Annotated in this window: 14 protein-coding genes; 5 read left to right on the forward strand and 9 right to left on the reverse strand. The window is 60.4% G+C overall.

The window, feature by feature from the left end; genetic code table 11:
* Positions 1-8 precede the first annotated feature (8 nt).
* Complete coding sequence (locus JJQ76_RS07920) at positions 9-3,116, forward strand: efflux RND transporter permease subunit (RefSeq protein ID WP_246480461.1); 3,108 nt, start codon at positions 9-11, stop codon at positions 3,114-3,116.
* Here the strand turns inward: JJQ76_RS07920 and JJQ76_RS07925 are convergent.
* The 4 genes from JJQ76_RS07925 to cbiB form a co-directional block, all read right to left on the reverse strand.
* Positions 3,113-4,933, reverse strand: a complete 1,821-nt coding sequence (locus tag JJQ76_RS07925) for a sensor domain-containing diguanylate cyclase (protein WP_210396229.1) — start codon at positions 4,931-4,933, stop codon at positions 3,113-3,115. The genes JJQ76_RS07920 and JJQ76_RS07925 overlap by 4 nt on opposite strands.
* A gap of 166 nt (positions 4,934-5,099) precedes the next feature.
* Positions 5,100-5,708 (reverse strand): cob(I)yrinic acid a,c-diamide adenosyltransferase, encoded by a 609-nt coding sequence (gene cobO / locus JJQ76_RS07930; RefSeq protein ID WP_343232497.1) that lies wholly within the window; start codon positions 5,706-5,708, stop codon positions 5,100-5,102.
* Entirely contained in the window at positions 5,698-6,717 is a 1,020-nt protein-coding gene (gene cobD / locus JJQ76_RS07935) for a threonine-phosphate decarboxylase CobD (RefSeq protein ID WP_246480474.1), read from the reverse strand. The genes cobO and cobD overlap by 11 nt, the downstream gene beginning before the upstream one ends.
* Entirely contained in the window at positions 6,714-7,643 is a 930-nt protein-coding gene (gene cbiB / locus JJQ76_RS07940) for an adenosylcobinamide-phosphate synthase CbiB (protein ID WP_210396230.1), read from the reverse strand. The genes cobD and cbiB overlap by 4 nt, the downstream gene beginning before the upstream one ends.
* Positions 7,644-7,731: 88 nt before the next feature.
* On the opposite strand from cbiB, the gene JJQ76_RS07945 reads away from it, so the two are divergent.
* From JJQ76_RS07945 to fabV, 3 genes are all read left to right on the forward strand, one after another.
* Entirely contained in the window at positions 7,732-9,201 is a 1,470-nt protein-coding gene (locus tag JJQ76_RS07945) for a cobyric acid synthase (protein WP_210396231.1), read from the forward strand.
* Positions 9,202-9,266: 65 nt separating this feature from the next.
* Positions 9,267-10,409: a GGDEF domain-containing protein gene (locus JJQ76_RS18225; RefSeq protein WP_210396232.1), complete on the forward strand. Its 1,143-nt coding sequence runs from the start codon at positions 9,267-9,269 to the stop codon at positions 10,407-10,409.
* Positions 10,410-10,499: 90 nt separating this feature from the next.
* The gene (fabV, locus tag JJQ76_RS07955) at positions 10,500-11,702 is read left to right on the forward strand and encodes an enoyl-ACP reductase FabV (RefSeq protein WP_210396233.1); all 1,203 of its coding nucleotides are present in this window, start codon (positions 10,500-10,502) and stop codon (positions 11,700-11,702) included.
* 127 nt (positions 11,703-11,829) lie between these two features.
* Here fabV and JJQ76_RS07960 read toward each other — a convergent pair whose 3' ends face one another.
* The 5 genes from JJQ76_RS07960 to JJQ76_RS07980 form a co-directional block, all read right to left on the reverse strand.
* On the reverse strand, positions 11,830-12,024 hold the full coding sequence (locus JJQ76_RS07960) for a (2Fe-2S)-binding protein (RefSeq protein WP_210396234.1): 195 nt from the start codon (positions 12,022-12,024) through the stop codon (positions 11,830-11,832).
* 84 nt (positions 12,025-12,108) lie between these two features.
* Positions 12,109-12,582, reverse strand: a complete 474-nt coding sequence (gene bfr / locus JJQ76_RS07965) for a bacterioferritin (protein WP_210396235.1) — start codon at positions 12,580-12,582, stop codon at positions 12,109-12,111.
* A gap of 10 nt (positions 12,583-12,592) precedes the next feature.
* Positions 12,593-13,060 (reverse strand): bacterioferritin, encoded by a 468-nt coding sequence (gene bfr / locus JJQ76_RS07970; protein ID WP_210396236.1) that lies wholly within the window; start codon positions 13,058-13,060, stop codon positions 12,593-12,595.
* Between the two features lie 110 nt (positions 13,061-13,170).
* Positions 13,171-13,683, reverse strand: a complete 513-nt coding sequence (locus JJQ76_RS07975; RefSeq protein WP_210396237.1) for an MgtC/SapB family protein — start codon at positions 13,681-13,683, stop codon at positions 13,171-13,173.
* Positions 13,680-14,837, reverse strand: a complete 1,158-nt coding sequence (locus JJQ76_RS07980; protein ID WP_210396238.1) for a GNAT family N-acetyltransferase/peptidase C39 family protein — start codon at positions 14,835-14,837, stop codon at positions 13,680-13,682. The genes JJQ76_RS07975 and JJQ76_RS07980 overlap by 4 nt, the downstream gene beginning before the upstream one ends.
* A 226-nt stretch (positions 14,838-15,063) precedes the next feature.
* Here JJQ76_RS07980 and JJQ76_RS07985 point away from each other — a divergent pair, with 226 nt between their 5' ends.
* A complete protein-coding gene (locus JJQ76_RS07985; RefSeq protein WP_210396239.1) occupies positions 15,064-16,533 on the forward strand; it encodes a RimK family protein in 1,470 nt (489 codons plus the stop codon).
* Position 16,534: the final 1 nt, after the last annotated feature.

The following is a 16,534-nucleotide window of genomic DNA, read 5'->3' on the forward strand; positions in this document are numbered from 1 at the left end:
GGGGCAGTATGAACGGCCTGATCACCTGGTTTGCCCGCAATCCCGTAGCGGCCAATCTGCTGATGCTGGCGGTGCTGCTGGCGGGGCTCCATTCCATCGCCAGCCGGCTCCCGCTGGAGGTGTTTCCGGATATCGAACTGGACCTGATCAACGTCAGGGTCAGCTATCCCGGTGCGACCCCCTCTGAAGTGGAAGAGGCGCTGGCGATCCGGATTGAGGAGTCGGTGCAGGATCTGGAAGGGATCGACCGTCTGTTCTCACGCTCCACCGAAGGCTCAGTGCTGGTGAGCGTTGAAGTGGCCAAAGGTACCGAACCACGCGATCTGATGAATGATATCAAGAGTCGGGTGGATGCCATCAACACCTTTCCGGTCGATGCGGAACGTCCGGTGGTCAGCCTGCAGCAGCGGGTTCGCGAAGTGATCAGTGTGGTGGTTTATGGCGAGCGGGATGCCATCGAGCTGCGTCGCCTGGCCGAGCAGGTGCGCGACGACCTGCTGAATCTGCCTAACGTTACCCAGGTCGAGCTGGACAGCGCTCCCAGCTATGAGCTGGCGATCGAAGTATCCGACTACACCCTCAAGGAGTACGGGTTGACGTTGGCTGAGGTGGCAACCGCGGTGCGCGATGGCTCGGTGGACCTGTCGGCCGGCAATATCCGTACCGGCGGTGCTGATATCCTGGTGCGCACCCGTGGCCAGGCCTATAACGCGGCCCAGTTCAGCCGCATACCGGTGCTGACCCGGGCTGACGGCACCCGGGTTACCGTGGGTGATATCGCCCGGATCAGCGACGGCTTTGAAGAGGATCCGGTGAAAACCCGCTTTGACGGCCAGCCTGCGGTTTCCATCGATGTCTATCGGGTGGGTGATCAGAACTCCATCACCCTGGCGCGTCAGGTGCGTGATTATATCGGCGCCAAAGCGCCGCAGTTACCGCAAGGGGTGGCGCTCGATTACTGGCGCGATCGCTCCAAGATCGTCAATGCGCGGCTGCAGACCCTGACCAAAAATGCTATTCAGGGCGGCATTCTGGTGATGCTGTTGCTGGCGCTGTTCCTGCGCCCCAAGGTCGCGTTCTGGGTCTGTGTGGGGTTGCCGGTGGCCTTTGCTGGCGGCTTTGCGCTGATGCCGGAGATGGGGGTCACCCTTAATATTGTCAGTTTGTTCGCCTTTATTCTGGTGCTGGGGATCGTGGTGGACGACGCCATCGTCACCGGGGAAAACATCTATACCCACTACACCCGCCATGGTGACAGCGCCCGCGCGGCGATAGAAGGCACCCATGAGATCGCGGTGCCGGTAACCTTCGGGGTACTGACCACGGTGGTGGCCTTTGTGCCGCTGATGATGATCGACGGGGTGCGCGGTGCCATCTTCGAACAGATCCCGCTGGTGATCATTCCGGTGCTGCTGTTTTCGCTGGTGGAGTCGAAACTGGTGCTGCCGGCGCATCTGCGGCACCTTCGGCCACCCAACGAGCATTCACGCATCAGCCGGGTGCAACGTGCTATCGCCGGCGGGCTAGAACGGTTTGTGCAGCGCTACTACAGTCCGGTACTTGAGCGGGTGCTGCGGCATCGTTATCTGGCGCTGGCGACCATCATCGGTATCAGCAGCATTGTGTTTGCCACGGTGGCGGCGGGCTGGACCAAGTTCCTGTTTTTTCCCCGGGTACAGAGTGAAGTGGCCCGCGCCACGCTGGTGATGCCGGCGGGGACTCCCTTTGCGGTCACCGATCGGCACATAGAGCGGATCACCGCCGCCGCGCAAAAACTGCAGGACACATACATCGAGCCGGAAACCGGCGCCAGCATCATCACCCATATACTGTCGGCTTCCGCCAATAACGGCGCCAACCGGGGGCGGGTGATGTTTGAGATTGTGGCGCCGGAGCACCGTACCCTGGAGATCACCAGTTCGGAGCTGGTGCGCGAGTGGCGCAAACAGATCGGAGAGATCCCCGGTGCCGAGTCGATCAACTACCGGGCCGAAATCGGTCGTGGTGGTGACCCGGTGGATATTCAGTTGACCGGTAACGATCTGGACCAGCTCCGCCTGCTGGCGGAAGAGCTGCGCCTGCGGTTGTCGACCTATCCCCACCTGTTCGATATCGCCGACTCGCTCTCCAACGGCAAGCAGGAACTGCAGATCGATCTGAAGCCGGAAGCCGAAGTGCTCGGTGTGACCCTGTCGCAGTTGGCCCGGCAGGTGCGGCAGGCATTCTTCGGTTTCGAGGTGCAACGCATTTTGCGCGCCCGTGACGAGGTCAAGGTGCTGGTGCGCTACCCCATTGATGAGCGCCAGTCGCTGCAGACCCTGGAGCGGATGCAGATCAGGACCGCGGACGGTACCGAAGTGCCCTTCAGCGAGGTGGCACGGCTGACGCCAGAGCGCAGCCCGGCCTCGATCAACCGTATCGACCGACGTCGCACGGTTAACGTCACCGCCGACGCCAACAAGGAGGAGGCGGATCTGGAAGCGATCAAGCGTGATGTTGAGGCGTATCTGGAGGAGCGCTTGCCGGCGTTCCCCGAGGTTCGCTACAGCCTTGAGGGTGAGGCCAAAGAGCAGCGTGATTCGTTCCGGGGGCTGTTCTTCGGTCTGATCGGCGTACTGTTCGTGATCTTTGCGCTGCTGGCGATCCCGTTCAAATCCTACCTGCAGCCGCTGATCGTGATGTCGGTCATACCCTTCGGGGTGGTCGGTGCCATCGGCGGTCACTGGTTGATGGGGATGCCACTGACCATGATGAGCCTGATGGGGATGCTGGCGCTGCTGGGGGTGGTGGTCAATGATTCGCTGGTGCTGGTGGATTTTATCAACCGGCGCAAGCTTGAGGGGGTCGCGCTGGCCGAAGCGGTGCGTCAGGCGGGAGCCGCGCGTTTCCGCCCGGTGCTGCTCACCTCGTTAACCACCTTTATCGGACTGATGCCGCTGATCTTCGAGAAAAGCACCCAGGCGCAGTTCCTGATCCCGATGGCGGTGTCGCTGGGCTTCGGTATTCTGTTCGCAACCCTGATCACCCTGCTGATTATTCCGGTCAACTATCTGGTGCTCGAGGATATAAAACGGCTATTGCGCGGGCCTCGACCGCTGGAGCCGGAAACCGTTTAGTGCGGCTCCGGCTCCTCGCTGGCGTCGAGATCGCTTTCAGCCTGGTACACCCGGTACTGGTCACGCCCGGCGTTTTTGGCCCGGTACAGCGCCATATCCGCCTGACGGATAACCTGACCCGCGCTCTGATGCTGCTGACCAACCAGACTGACGCCGATGCTGGCGCTGACGTCACAGTCGTGGCCATCGATAACCAACGGTTGCCGTAGCGCCTCAATGATCTTCTCCGTGGCTGCATAGACGCCCTGCGCGCAATCTACTTCGGTCAGCAGTACGGTAAATTCGTCACCGCCGAGGCGGGCGCACAGGTCGCTCTTGCGGGTCATCTTCAGCAGCCGGTTGGCCACCTCAACCAGCAGGCTGTCGCCCACCTCGTGGCCGAAGCTGTCATTGACAGCTTTAAACCGGTCCAGATCGATAAACAGCACCGCCGAGCAGCGCTGGTGACGTTCGCTGTAGCGCACCACCTGTTCCAGTCGGTCGACAAAGTAGCGCCGGTTGGCAAGCCCGGTGAGGGAGTCATGGTAGGCCAGTTTTTCGATCAGCAGCTGGTTCTCTTTGGCGTCGGTAATATCGTCGCTGACGGAGATGTAGTGGGTAATGGAGCCCTGTTCGTCGCGGATCGGTGCGATGTGCATCAGCGACCAGTAGTGGCTACCGTTTTTGCGCTGGTTGCGGCGCTCTCCGCGCCAGACGTTGCCGCTCTTCAAGGTCTGCCAGAGCTCGCTGTTCTCCTGGGGGGAGGTAAAGACCGATTTGATGATGCTGGGGTAGCGACCACGGGCCTCGTCGGAGGAAAACCCGGTGACTTCTTGAAAGCGGGGGTTGGTGTATTCGATCACCCCCTCGCTGTTAGCGATGACGATGGCATTGCCACTCTGCTCTACGGCGCTACGAAACAGCCCCAGTTGGGTTCTTTCATGGCGCAGTTGCCGGTTGGTGTGCTGCAGCTGGTCGGTCTTGACGGCCACTTGGTGTTCCAATAATCGTGGCCGGGCGAGCAGATGAAAAACCCAGTGGCCGATAATCAGGCTGAGTAGCAGCGCCAGCGCCAAGGCCAGGGCGTTGGCGGCCCGGAACTTGGGCGGTTTGAAGTAGGCGACGTCCAGATACCAGGTGGAGTTGGGCAGGGTAATGGTGGCCTGAGTGAGAATCTCCGCCGTCAGTGAACGGTCACCGGCTATCACCTGCGGCTCGCCGCTGTCGGGATGGTTGCGCCACAACTTGTAGCCGTAGCCCGCGGCGGCAAGCTGGTCCAGTTCGCTCATCGCCATCACCTGATCCATCCGAATCAGCGCTGAGGCAAATCCCCAGAACTGCTGCTCAATCTCCACCGGCTGACGACCGATGATCGCTACACCGCCCTGAACCAGCTCAAAGGGGCCGGCCAGGGTTAGCTTGTGGGTTTCGATCGCCTTGCGGGCTTCGGCACGGCGTTTGTCGTCTTGCAACAGGTCATGGCCGATCGCCTTTTCGTTGCCGGCCAGAGGGTAGATTTTGGCGATGACGCCATCAGGTGCGAGTTGCAGGTTGGTGATCCCCTGCAGGTTGTGCAGAATGCTGTCGGCGATCGCCTCGAAATTATCACTGCGCCCGCCGGTCACTTCGATGTAGGTTCCCAGTACCTTGGCGCCCGCCAACGAGCGCTCGACGTTGCGTTCCAGGTTCTTGGCGGAATCCAGCGCGATCAGGCGGGTATGGCGTTCGGCTTCGTGGAGCCAGTAGTTGAAGCCCAACTGGATGGCCGTCAGCAGCAAGATCAGAAAGCCGCTGGCGGCAAGGGCGGCGAGGATCCTTTCGCGCGTGGTGTTGACCATATCTCTCTATGCGTCTATCCAAATGGGTGCTGAACGCTAGCTTAGTGGAAAACCACCCGCTGAGGGTAATTTATTAACCCGGCGGGCTATGGATGCGACAGGGGTGCGCCATCGTCGGGCGCACGCCAAAGTCGGTACCGGCTGATGCGGGGTTGCCGTTTGGCTGTCACCAGTCGATCCCGGGCTGGGCTTTGATCCCGCTGGCAAAGGCGTGGCGCTGGTTGCGCACCTCGGTAATGGTATCGGCTACCGCTTCGAGGGCATCGGGACAGGGGCGACCGGTAATGACAACGTGCTGATGTGCCGGGCGCCGGGAGAGCGCGGTGAGCAGCTTTTCCAGCGGCAGGTAGTCGTATTGGAACAGGTAGGTGATTTCGTCCAGTACCACCAGTGATAGATGCTCGTCGGCGAGCATCCGCTCCGCCTTTGACCAGCTCTGTTCAGACGCTGCAATGTCGGCACGGCGATCCTGAGTGTCCCAGGTAAATCCGGTGCCCATCACCTCAAATCGCACCGCCGGATGGTTGGCAAACAGCTTCTCTTCACCGGTCTGCCACTTACCCTTGATGAACTGCACGATACCCACCTGCATGTCGTGCCCGAGGGCTCGTGCCACCATGCCAAAAGCGGAACTGCTTTTGCCTTTGCCGGTACCTTTGAGGATCACCAGAATTCCGCGCTCTTCAGTGGCTCGTTGGATCTTGGCGTCGATGATCGCCTTCTTGCGCTGCATGCGGGCGTGGTGGCGCTGGTCGCGTTGCTCGTCAGTCATCATTCGGTCTCGTTGTCGCAGAGGTGGGTTGAGTGCCGGCCAGTTGGTCAACAACCTGCGTTAGCCGTTGCCACTGAGCCTCATCTGCGGGGAGCCCCAGCCGCAACAGGCGGGCGTCGTTGAATAATCGGGTCAGCACCCCGTGATCGGCGAACTGCTGGTGCAGTTGTGTCGCCCGCTCATGGTAGAGGGTTTGGAACAGGGCGCAACCGGCGGTTTTTTGTGGGTTTAGCCGCTGCAGCAATTGTGTCAGCCGGCGGCTCTCCTGAACCAGTATTCGGCGGGTGTCGTTCTGCCAATGGCGGTCCTGCAGAGCGTGGATGCACACCCAGCGGGCCGGATGGCTCATGGCCCAAGGTCCGAGGTGCTGCTCCAGGCGTGCGCACAGCGGTTGCTCTGCCAGTAGAAAACCGGCGCGCAGGCCGGCCAGACCGAAGAACTTGCCCACCGAACGCAGCAGCAGTAATCCCGGACGGTCGCTGTATGCCGCCAGACTCTGCTCCGGTGCGGCGTCAGCGAACGCCTCATCCACCACCAACCAGCCGCCGCCGGAGGCTAACTGCCGGTGCAGTGTCAGTAACCGACTTGCTGCTGTGTGCGCGCCGCTGGGGTTATTGGGGTTAATCACCACCACAACGTCATAGCCGCTGGCATCGTCGGGTAGTTGGTCATAGAGGCTGACACGATGCCCCGCGCGGTGCCAGGCGTTGAGGTGTTCCTGATAGCCGATACGCGGCAGCGCAACCTGTCCACAAGGGCGTAGCTGCGGTAGTGCTTGGATAGCTGCCTGACTGCCGGCGAGGGGCAGCAGGGATCGGCAGCCATAATACTCGCGGGCCACCTGCGTGAGGTCGTCATCTGGCTCCGGAAGGCGGTTCCAGACCGCTGATGGAATCGCTGCAACCGGCCAGCCGTGGGGATTGATGCCGGTGGAGAGGTCCAGCCACTGCTCCAGCGGACGCTGGTATTTGCGGGCTGCGGCGTGCAGGCGTCCGCCATGTTCCAGCATCATGAGCTGCTCCCCACGGCCAGTGCCAGCGCCAAAACGACCAGCAGCCATAGCAGTAGCGTCCGGTCGATCAGATTCAGCGCTCGCTGAATGTCGATATGGCTAACGGTCGCGCCGAAGCCGAAACGCGGGCGCCGGCGCAGCCGGCCTTGATACAGGTTGTCGCCGCCGACCCGAACCTCCAGCGCGCCGGCGCCGGCTGCCATCACTGGTCCCGCATTAGGGCTGTCATGGGCTTCTGCCTGGGTGCGCCACGCATGCAGGGCCACCGCTGTTGCGCCGCAGGCGGCGTAGCCCAGTGCGGTGACCCGCGCGGGGATCCAACCCAGCAGGTCATCGAGTCTGGCCGCTGCCCAGCCAAACTCACGGTAGCGCTCATTACGATACCCCCACATGGCGTCCAGCGTGTTGGCCAGCCGGTGGAGCAGGGCGCCGGGCAAGCCGGCCAGCAGAAACCAGAACAGGGTCGCGAACAGGGCGTCATGGCCGTTTTCCAGCGCCGATTCGACCGCCGCAGCGGCGATCCCGGTTTGATCGAGGGAATCGGTATCGCGGCTGACGATCCGGCCGAGGTGGCTGCGTGCCCGCTCGAGATCGCCCTCTGCCAGTGGCGTGGCGACGGCCAGCAGGTGCTGGCGCAAGCTGTGGCGACCCAGACAGAGATAAAGACCGATCAGTTCAAACAGCCAGCCCCCCGGTAACCAAGTGATCAGGCAGGCCAGGATGGATAGTGGGGCGATGGCGATCACCAGTGCGGCGACACCCTTGGCACGCATTTGCACTGGTGTTGTCGGGCGGCTGCCGTACAATGCCTGCTCCAAAGCCGCAGCCAGCCGGCCAAATCCCACCAGTGGGTGCCAGCGGCGTGGCTCGCCCAGCAACGCGTCTAACATCAGGGCAAAGACTAGGATGAGCAGGCTGAACAGCATGGCGGATCCGGCAGGGTAGCAAGGCGAGAAAGCGAAAGACCGGCGTCATCTTAATGCGCCATTGATGAAAGGCAAGCAGGTAGCAACCATGCAACGACAGACGCTGATGATTCAGGGCACCACTTCCGATGCGGGTAAGAGTGCGCTGGTAACCGGATTGTGTCGGTTGTTCTATCGCCGCGGTATTCGGGTGGCGCCGTTCAAACCGCAGAATATGGCGCTTAACAGCGCGGTCACCGTTGACGGCGGTGAAATCGGTCGCGCGCAAGCGGTACAGGCACGCGCCTGTGGGCTGGAACCCCATACCGACATGAATCCGGTGCTGCTTAAGCCTAATACCGATACCGGCGCCCAGGTCATCGTCCATGGCCACCCCATCGGCGAGATGGAAGCCGGTCCCTATCATGATTACAAAACGCGGGCGCTGGCGGCGGTTCTGCAGTCCCATCGGCGTTTGTGTGAACAGTATGAGCTGGTAGTCGTCGAGGGGGCGGGGAGTCCGGCGGAGATCAATCTGCGCGACCGCGACATCGCCAATATGGGCTTCGCTGAAGCGGTCGACTGCCCGGTCATCCTGATCGCCGATATCGACCGCGGCGGGGTGTTTGCCCATCTGGTGGGGACCCTGGAGCTGCTCAGTGACAGCGAACGCCAGCGCACCGAAGCACTGATTATCAACAAGTTTCGCGGTGATATCGCCCTGCTGGAGCCGGGCAACCGCTGGCTGGAACAGCGTACCGGCAAACCGCTGCTGGGCACGGTTCCTTACCTGCAGGGGCTCTATCTGGAAGCAGAAGACGCCATCGCCGCGCAGAACCTCAATGCCGAGGGGCCGTTGTTGAAAGTGGCAGTGCCGGTGCTGCCGCGGATCTCGAATCATACCGACTTTGATGCGTTGCGGATGCACCCGCAGGTAGAGCTGATTTTTGTTGGCCCGGGGCAGAGGATTCCGGCTGCTGACCTCATTATTTTGCCCGGTTCCAAGAGCGTCGCCAGTGACCTGCAACAGCTGCGTGCCAACGGTTGGGAGAACGCTATTGCGCGTCACCTGCGTTATGGCGGCAAGCTGCTGGGTATCTGCGGCGGCTTTCAGATGCTAGGGCAGACGCTGTCCGACCCGCAGGGAATTGAGGGTCGCGTCGGCGACACCCCGGGCCTGGGGCTGCTGGATTTCTCCACCCGGCTGCAACCGCAGAAACAGCTGCACCGGGTCGAGGGCCGGTTGCAGCCCTGGGGGGCGATGGTGACCGGCTACGAGATTCACGCCGGTATCAGCTGCGGCAAGGCGCTGGAGCAGCCGCTGGTAACGCTTGCCGGACGATGCGATGGTGCGCGTTCCAATGATGGCCAGATCCTTGGCACTTATCTGCACGGACTATTCGACCATCCGCAAGCACTGGCGGCGCTGCTCAGCTGGGCCGGGTTGGAGCGCCCCCGGCATCAGGACCTCAGCGCGCTGCAGGAGGAGGGTATCGACCGCCTGGCGGACGCGCTCGAAGCCAGTCTTGATCTTGAGCAATTGCTGTCGATGATCACGCCAAAGTCACTGCTGGATTGAATCGGGGTTAATAACACCAGGCACGGTGTGGACTAAACTTCCGGCAGGTTCCGGGAGGTTTCTACGTGGTCAGGGTGTTGCGGCGAATCGATCAGGGCTGGCACCCGTCACGATGGGGGCTGGCCCCGTGGCTGGGTCTTCTGCTGGCCCTGCTCAGCGGTACCTGCTTCGCGGGTCTGGACTACCTCTATCAAACCAGTGAGGTTCCGGTGCCGTTGGTCGGTATCGGCATTCTGATACTGGTGATCGCAGTCCATCTGGTGATGCGTCTAAACCACCGCCTAAGAGCGGAAATCCGCAATCGCTGGCGCGCTGAGGACGAACTCAGCGACAGCCAGCAGCGTTTGGCGTTGGCCCTCTGGGGCGCTGATCTGGGTTGCTGGGACTGGAACCTCGACAATGACGAACTCTACCTCGATCGGCGCAGCGCCGAGCTGTTGGGCGTTGAAGCCGGTGAGGGGGTGCTCAGTCTGCAGGACCGGCACCCGGCATGTGAGCTGTTTCGCAGCTTGCGGGGTCGCATGCAGGGAAGTTCTCCCGGTTATAACCTCGAACAGGTCATGCGGGTCGGGGATCGCTGGCTACAGTTTGCCGGCAAGCGATTGCCCCATGGTAACGCCGCTTTTCGCGCGCTGGGGACGTTGATGGACGTTACCCAGACCCATGCATACCAAGAAAAGCTGGAACAGCTTTCGATAACCGACCCGCTAACGGGTGTGTTCAATCGCCGCCATTTCTTCGACCGTATGGCGCCGGCCTGCGCCCAGGCCCGGCGCGATAATGCGCCACTCTCTTTCGCCATGCTCGATATTGACCATTTCAAGGCCGTCAACGATGACCACGGCCACCTCTTCGGTGACGAGGTGCTGAGTCACTTTGCCGCTTTGCTCAAGCGTCATTGTCGTCCTTACGATCTCGTCGCGCGCTACGGGGGGGAAGAGTTTGCGGTCTTGTTTATCGGGATTGATCGGGTGCAGGCGCAGACCGTGCTTAGCCGTTATCGTGAGGCGTTAATCGCCTCACCGGTTCGTCGCGGCAAGGCGACGTTGACCTGTTACTTCAGTGCCGGAATCGCTGATCTATGCGAACTGGAGGAGCTAAACGACTGTGCCAAACTGGTAGAGATCGCCGACAGCCGGCTGTACCGGGCCAAGGCCGCCGGGCGTGACCGGATCTTTGTCGATAGTGAAGGATCGGCGAGCTCCTGAAAGCGGAGATCGATTTCGCATTCCGGTGTGGCTCCGGGCTATAATGGCGCCACTTTTTGTCACCGTTAACCAGAAGGATTGAGTCAGACCGTGATCATCCAACCGAAAATTCGTGGTTTTATCTGCACCACTACCCATCCCGTCGGATGTGAGGCCAACGTTCGTCAACAGATCGCCACCGTCAAAGCGGGCGGCCCCATCGCCAATGGTCCCAAGCGGGTGCTGGTGATCGGTGCTTCCAGTGGCTACGGTTTGTGCTCACGTATCACCGCCGCGTTCGGCTGTGGGGCAGCGACTATCGGCGTTTTCTTCGAAAAGCCGGGTACCGAAAAGAAGACCGGTACCGCCGGCTGGTATAACTCCGCAGCGTTTGACAAGTGCGCCAAAGAGGAAGGGCTCTATTCCAAGAGCCTGAACGGCGATGCCTTTTCCCACGAAGCCAAACAGAAGACCATCGATCTGATCAAGCAGGATCTGGGGCAGGTCGATCTGGTGGTGTACTCGCTGGCAAGCCCGGTACGCAAGCTGCCGGACAGTGGTGAAGTGGTGCGCTCCTGCCTCAAGCCGATCGGTGAAACTTACCGCTCCACTGCGGTGGATACCAACCGTGACACCATCATCGAAGCGGAAGTCGAGCCTGCCACCGAGCAGGAGATCGCCGATACCATCACGGTGATGGGCGGTCAGGATTGGGAACTGTGGATTGATGCGTTGGATAAGGCCGGCGTGCTGGCCGAAGGCGCACGCACTGTGTCCTACAGCTATATCGGTACAGACATCACCTGGCCGATCTACTGGGACGGTGCTCTGGGTAAAGCCAAGATGGACCTGGACCGCGCAGCCAACGAACTCGACCAGCGCCTCAGCGCCAAGGGCGGCAGCGCCAACGTGGCAGTGTTGAAGAGCGTGGTTACCCAGGCGAGCTCTGCGATTCCGGTGATGCCGCTCTATATCGCCATGGCGTTCAAGGTGATGAAAGAGAAGGGCCTGCACGAAGGCTGCATCGAGCAAATCAACCGGCTGTTCCGTGAGCGCCTGTTCCGTGACGACCAGGCGGCGGGCGAGACCGATGAGGGTAACCGCTTCCGCCTTGACGACTGGGAACTGCGCGACGACGTGCAGAACGCCTGTCGCGAAATCTGGCCGGCGGTGACTACCGAAAATCTGCGCGAGCTGACCGATTATCAGGGCTACAAGGATGAGTTCCTGCGCCTGTTCGGCTTTGGTATCGAAGGCGTTGACTACGACGCCGACGTCAGCCCGGTAGCTGAGTTTGACGTTGAAGATATCTAAACGTCGACCCTGATCAAAACCCCGCTGCGGCGGGGTTTTTTGTTGGCGAATAGACCAGGCTCCTTAGCCGGCACGGGCGCATAAAAAACGCACCCGGAGGTGCGTAAAGGAGTTGGGGGTTGGCCGATCAGGCTACCCGGCTGTCCTGCCGGGAGGCGTGTGCGCGATGATGTTCGATGCGCTCGCGTGCGAAACAGAAACACTTACCACACTGGGTACCGAGTCCGGTACAGCGGCTGGCTTGGCGCAGATTATCTGCACCTTCCACCACTACTTGCTGCAGCTGGCTGTCGGTCACCTCTTTGCAAACGCAAACGTACATAACACGGCCTCACTCATGATCAACATCGTCCATGCTAATCGAAATGAGAAGGATTATCAATAGCGTTTTGTTATAGCGCTTATACTAACTGCTCATTTGGGATTGCAGGTAGTTGGGCAGCCCCACTCTGTCTATCAGTCCCAGTTGCTGTTCGAGCCAGTAGGCGTGATCCTCCTCGGTATCGGCTAGCAAGGTTTCCAGAATTTCACGACTTTGATAATCCGATTCCGATTCGCACAGGGCGATGGCTTGTTTCAAGGCATCGCCCACTTCGTACTCCACCAACAGATCATTCTTGAGCATCTCAGGCACGTTTTTACCGACGCGCAGCGGTTCGCGCGTGACCATATCCGGGGTGCCTTCAAGAAATAGGATTCGCTCAATCAACTTCGATGCGTGCTCTTTTTCATCGTCAAATTCATGGGCGATTCGCTCGTAAAGGGCTTCCAGCCCCCAGTCGTGATACATCCGGGAGTGGATAAAATATTGGTCCATCGCAGTCAGTTCTGAGGCCAGCAACCCGTTGAGCGCGGCGATCACCTTGTCGTTGCCTTTCATGGTGGCCTCCTCAGCTCATCTGGCTCTGCAGGTAGTTTTCAATGCCGGTGGTCTGAATCAGGTGTTGTTGGGTTTCGATCCAGTCCACCTGCTCCTCTTCCTCATCGAGGATCTTCTCCAGCAGCTCGCGGCTGACGTAGTCCTGCTGAGATTCACACAACGCGATGGTGCTGCGAAGCGTGGTCAACTCCGCCAGTTGCAGGCTCATGTCGCACTCGAGCATCTCGGGGATGTTCTCGCCGATGCGCAAGCGGCCGAGATCCTGCAGGTTGGGCAGGCCTTCGAGAAACAGAATACGTTCGATCAGGTCGTCAGCCTGTTTCATATCCTGAATCGACTTCTTGTAGCTGTGCTCGTTGAGCTCATCGAACCCCCAGTTACGCTGCATGCGCGAATGGAGGAAATACTGGTTGATGGCGGTGAGCTCCAGAGTCAACACGGCGTTGAGTTGCTGGATCACCTGTTTGTCACCTTTCATGAGGGACTCCTGAGCTGGAATAAAAAAGGGGAGCCATGTCGCGTTATCACTCAGTTAGCCTAGAGGTTGGTTGCGCTTTGTCAATTTAGCAAAGCGAGATGTGCGGGCCGTCAGGGCAGCCTTTCAGGATCCCGTGGCTGGCGTCCATGGCGCCCCAGGCGACGATGTACGCCGCGTTGCAGCGCCTTGAAGCTGTTCTCCGCGATATCAACCCCGACCAGAACCAGCACCGATAGCAGTGCCAGTTTGACTCCCAGCAGCGGCTCGCCAACGCCGATGGTGACGCCGATCGCGGCCAGCATCCAGATACAGGCGGCGGAGGTAACACCGACCACGGCGCCATCGCGGGACATCATTACCCCGGCCCCAAGAAAGCCGATACCGGTGACCGCCTGACCGATGATCCGGGATGGGTCGGTGACATCGCGCATCACGTGGTTAGAGATGGCGATAAAGACGTAGGTGCCGAGGCAGATCAGGGTACTGGTGCGGATACCCACCGGCTTGCCCAGCAACTGGCGCTCCAGACCGATGATGGTGGCCGAGAGCATCGCTGCGAGGATGCTGCTCCACTGGAGTGGCGCCAGATCGAGCAGGGCGCTGAGGGTCAGGTCTAGGTTCATTCGACGATGTTGCCGGCGTCAGCCAGGGTTTCGCCGCCGGCAGGGCGCAGTACCAGCGTCGCTTTCAGCTTCTGGCTGCCGAAACAGGCCATGCGTTCGAACTCCTGATGACTGACCGGCAGGTGAATGCTGTCGTGGAAGGGGTGGTGTCCATCTTCATCCGGATCCGGGTCGTTAAGATAGACGAATCGTTCGTCACAGCCGGCCACGAATACCCAGTGTGGAGCTTTATTGCGGTTCAAACGCCAGGTGCTGATCAGCGTGATCAGACAATCGCCGGCGGCGATATGCTGTTGTAACTGCGCCGGGGTGATAGCGGTATCCTGCAACTGGATCTCACTGGCGTTGATCCGCTCGATGAAATCGTCGTGTACCAGCCGAATTACCTGCTTCTTGCGCTCGTCCCGCACCCCCTCGATAAAAGGGATGTCATGGCATTGGCGGTAGAGGGTAACGTCGAAGCCGCGTTGCCAGGCACTCAGCGCCAGGCCTTCCGGTGAACAGCCGCCGTGGCCGGCGGTCATGAATATGGTGGTCGCTTCGCGCCAGAGCTGGATCTCGGTACGGGTATCCAGTGAACAGCTGTCCGCATCCAGTGATGCCATCGCCATCATCAGCGACGCCGGTCCGCAGGTAAAGGGAGTACTCTGGCGATAGAACAGCTGGCGCTGGTGCGGCTGGGGCGGCGTATGCGCCAATGCTTTTTCCAGCCGCAGGGCGGTTGCGCCGTCATCGTAGTAGTCCGGTTCGGTATCGAACAGCTTGTATCCCTTGGCGCGGTAGAGAGCCAGCGCGGCGGGATTGTCTTCACGCACCTCCAGCCGCACGAACAGGCAGCGCCGTTCGCGTGCCACGGATTCTGCGGCCTGTAACAGTTGCCGGCCGATGCCGCTCCCTCGCCAAGCCGGAGCGGTTGCCAGCGAGTAGACCCGTGCCAACGATGACCCACGACGGAACAGCAGCAGAATATAGCCAACAACCTGACCCTCACTGGTCGCCACCAGGCACTGGCTGTGGCGCCCGCGCAGCAGGTGCCGAAAGCTGCGTCGGCTGAGACGGTCACCATCGAAACAGGCATTTTCAAGTTCTACCAGGGCGTCGAGGTCATCGTGATCGGCGGCACGCAGCAGCACAGATCGGGCGGGCAGGGACATAGCCAGAATACGCCTCCGGAAGGGCGGGGAGAAGGTGGCTCAAAATGAGCGAATGCCAGTCAGTGTAGATCTGCTGTAGGCCCCGTGGCAATAGGGCTGTGGCGATTTTTGCCGGAGCGGTCACGGGGCGGCATAGGGGGACTAAAAAAGTGTTGCCCGAGGCATGGAATAGGCGCAGAATCGCGCCAAATTCTGGCTCCACATTTACCCCACCCACGGAGTTATCATGTCGACGCTTCTCATCGTTGTCGACACCCTGGAAGACTGGTCGCCCTATTTTCCCAGCGGTGATGTCATTAGTTTTGAAGAGTATCTCAACCTGCCAGAGCCCAAGGGCCGGGTGCGGGTCATTAATCTGTGCCGTAGCCGGCGTTATCTGTCGCCCGGCTACTACTGCTCGTTGCTGGCGGAAGCGCGGCAGCATCATATTCTGCCTTCGCTGAAAGTGATTAACGATCTCAGCCGCCGCGCGCTCTACCAGCTGCAACTGGTCGGTATGATCGAACAATTGCAACGGTTGCAGCCACAGCATGGTGAGTCGGAACTGCGCTTTCGCAGCTTCTTTGGTGATACCGCCGAGGTGTATCTGCGCCCGTTAGCCCAGGAGCTGTTCGAGCGTCTGCCCTGTCCGATGCTCGAAGTGGCGCTGCGCTTCAAGGGTGACCGCTGGCAGGTGAAAGAGCTCAAGCTGCTGGGCCTCAGCGATCTCACCACTGAAGGGGATCAGGACCTGTTTGCCCGCGCCTTGGATCAGTTCAGCCGCAAAATCTGGCGCAAACCCAGCGCGCGCAAGCCGGCGCGTTACGATCTGGCGATACTGGTAGATCCGGAGGAGAGTCTGCCGCCGAGCGATCCCAGAGCGCTGAAGCGTTTTATCAAAGCGGCAGCCAAGGTGGGTATCGAAGCGGAACTGATCGGGCGGCGCGACCTGCAGCGGCTGGCGGAGTTCGACGCGTTGTTTATCCGCAAAACCACCGCCATCGATGACTACACCTACCGCTTTGCCAAAAAAGCCGAGTCGGAAGGGCTGGTGGTGATCGATGATCCCGCCTCGATCATGCGCTGCTGCAACAAGGTGTACCTGAGCGATCTGCTGCGGCGCCACAAGATTCCGGCGCCGCGGACGGAGATCCTCTGCAGCAGTGACGAGGCGCGTCTGCATGAGGTAGCGGAACGGTTGGGTTACCCTATTGTGCTGAAAATACCCGACGGGTCGTTCTCCCGCGGCATGGCCAAGGTAGATGACTGGGCGGGATTGCGCGAGCACAGCCGGGGGCTACTGAAGCAATCAGCGCTGGTGCTGGCGCAGGAGTTTCTCTACACCGAATACGACTGGCGTATCGGCGTACTGAACCAGAAGCCGCTCTACGCCTGTCGCTATTACATGGCCAAAAAGCATTGGCAGATCTACAAGCACGGTGAGGGTGCGGTGCAGTCCGGCGGCTTTGACACCCTGCCTACCTTTGAGGTGCCCAAACCGGTACTGCAGGTGGCGATGAAGGCGAGCAAGCTGATCGGTGATGGTCTCTACGGCATCGATATCAAGCAGAGCGGCAATCGCGCGGTGGTCATTGAGGTCAACGATAATCCCAGTATCGATTCCGGGGTAGAGGACAAGTACCTCGGTGACGAGCTTTACCTGCAGGTGATGCAGGAGTTTGCGCGCCGGCTGGAACTGCGCGGCCGGCACGACTGAG

The organism is Motiliproteus sediminis (assembly GCF_017912535.1).
GTDB classification, from domain to species: domain Bacteria; phylum Pseudomonadota; class Gammaproteobacteria; order Pseudomonadales; family Balneatricaceae; genus Motiliproteus; species Motiliproteus sediminis.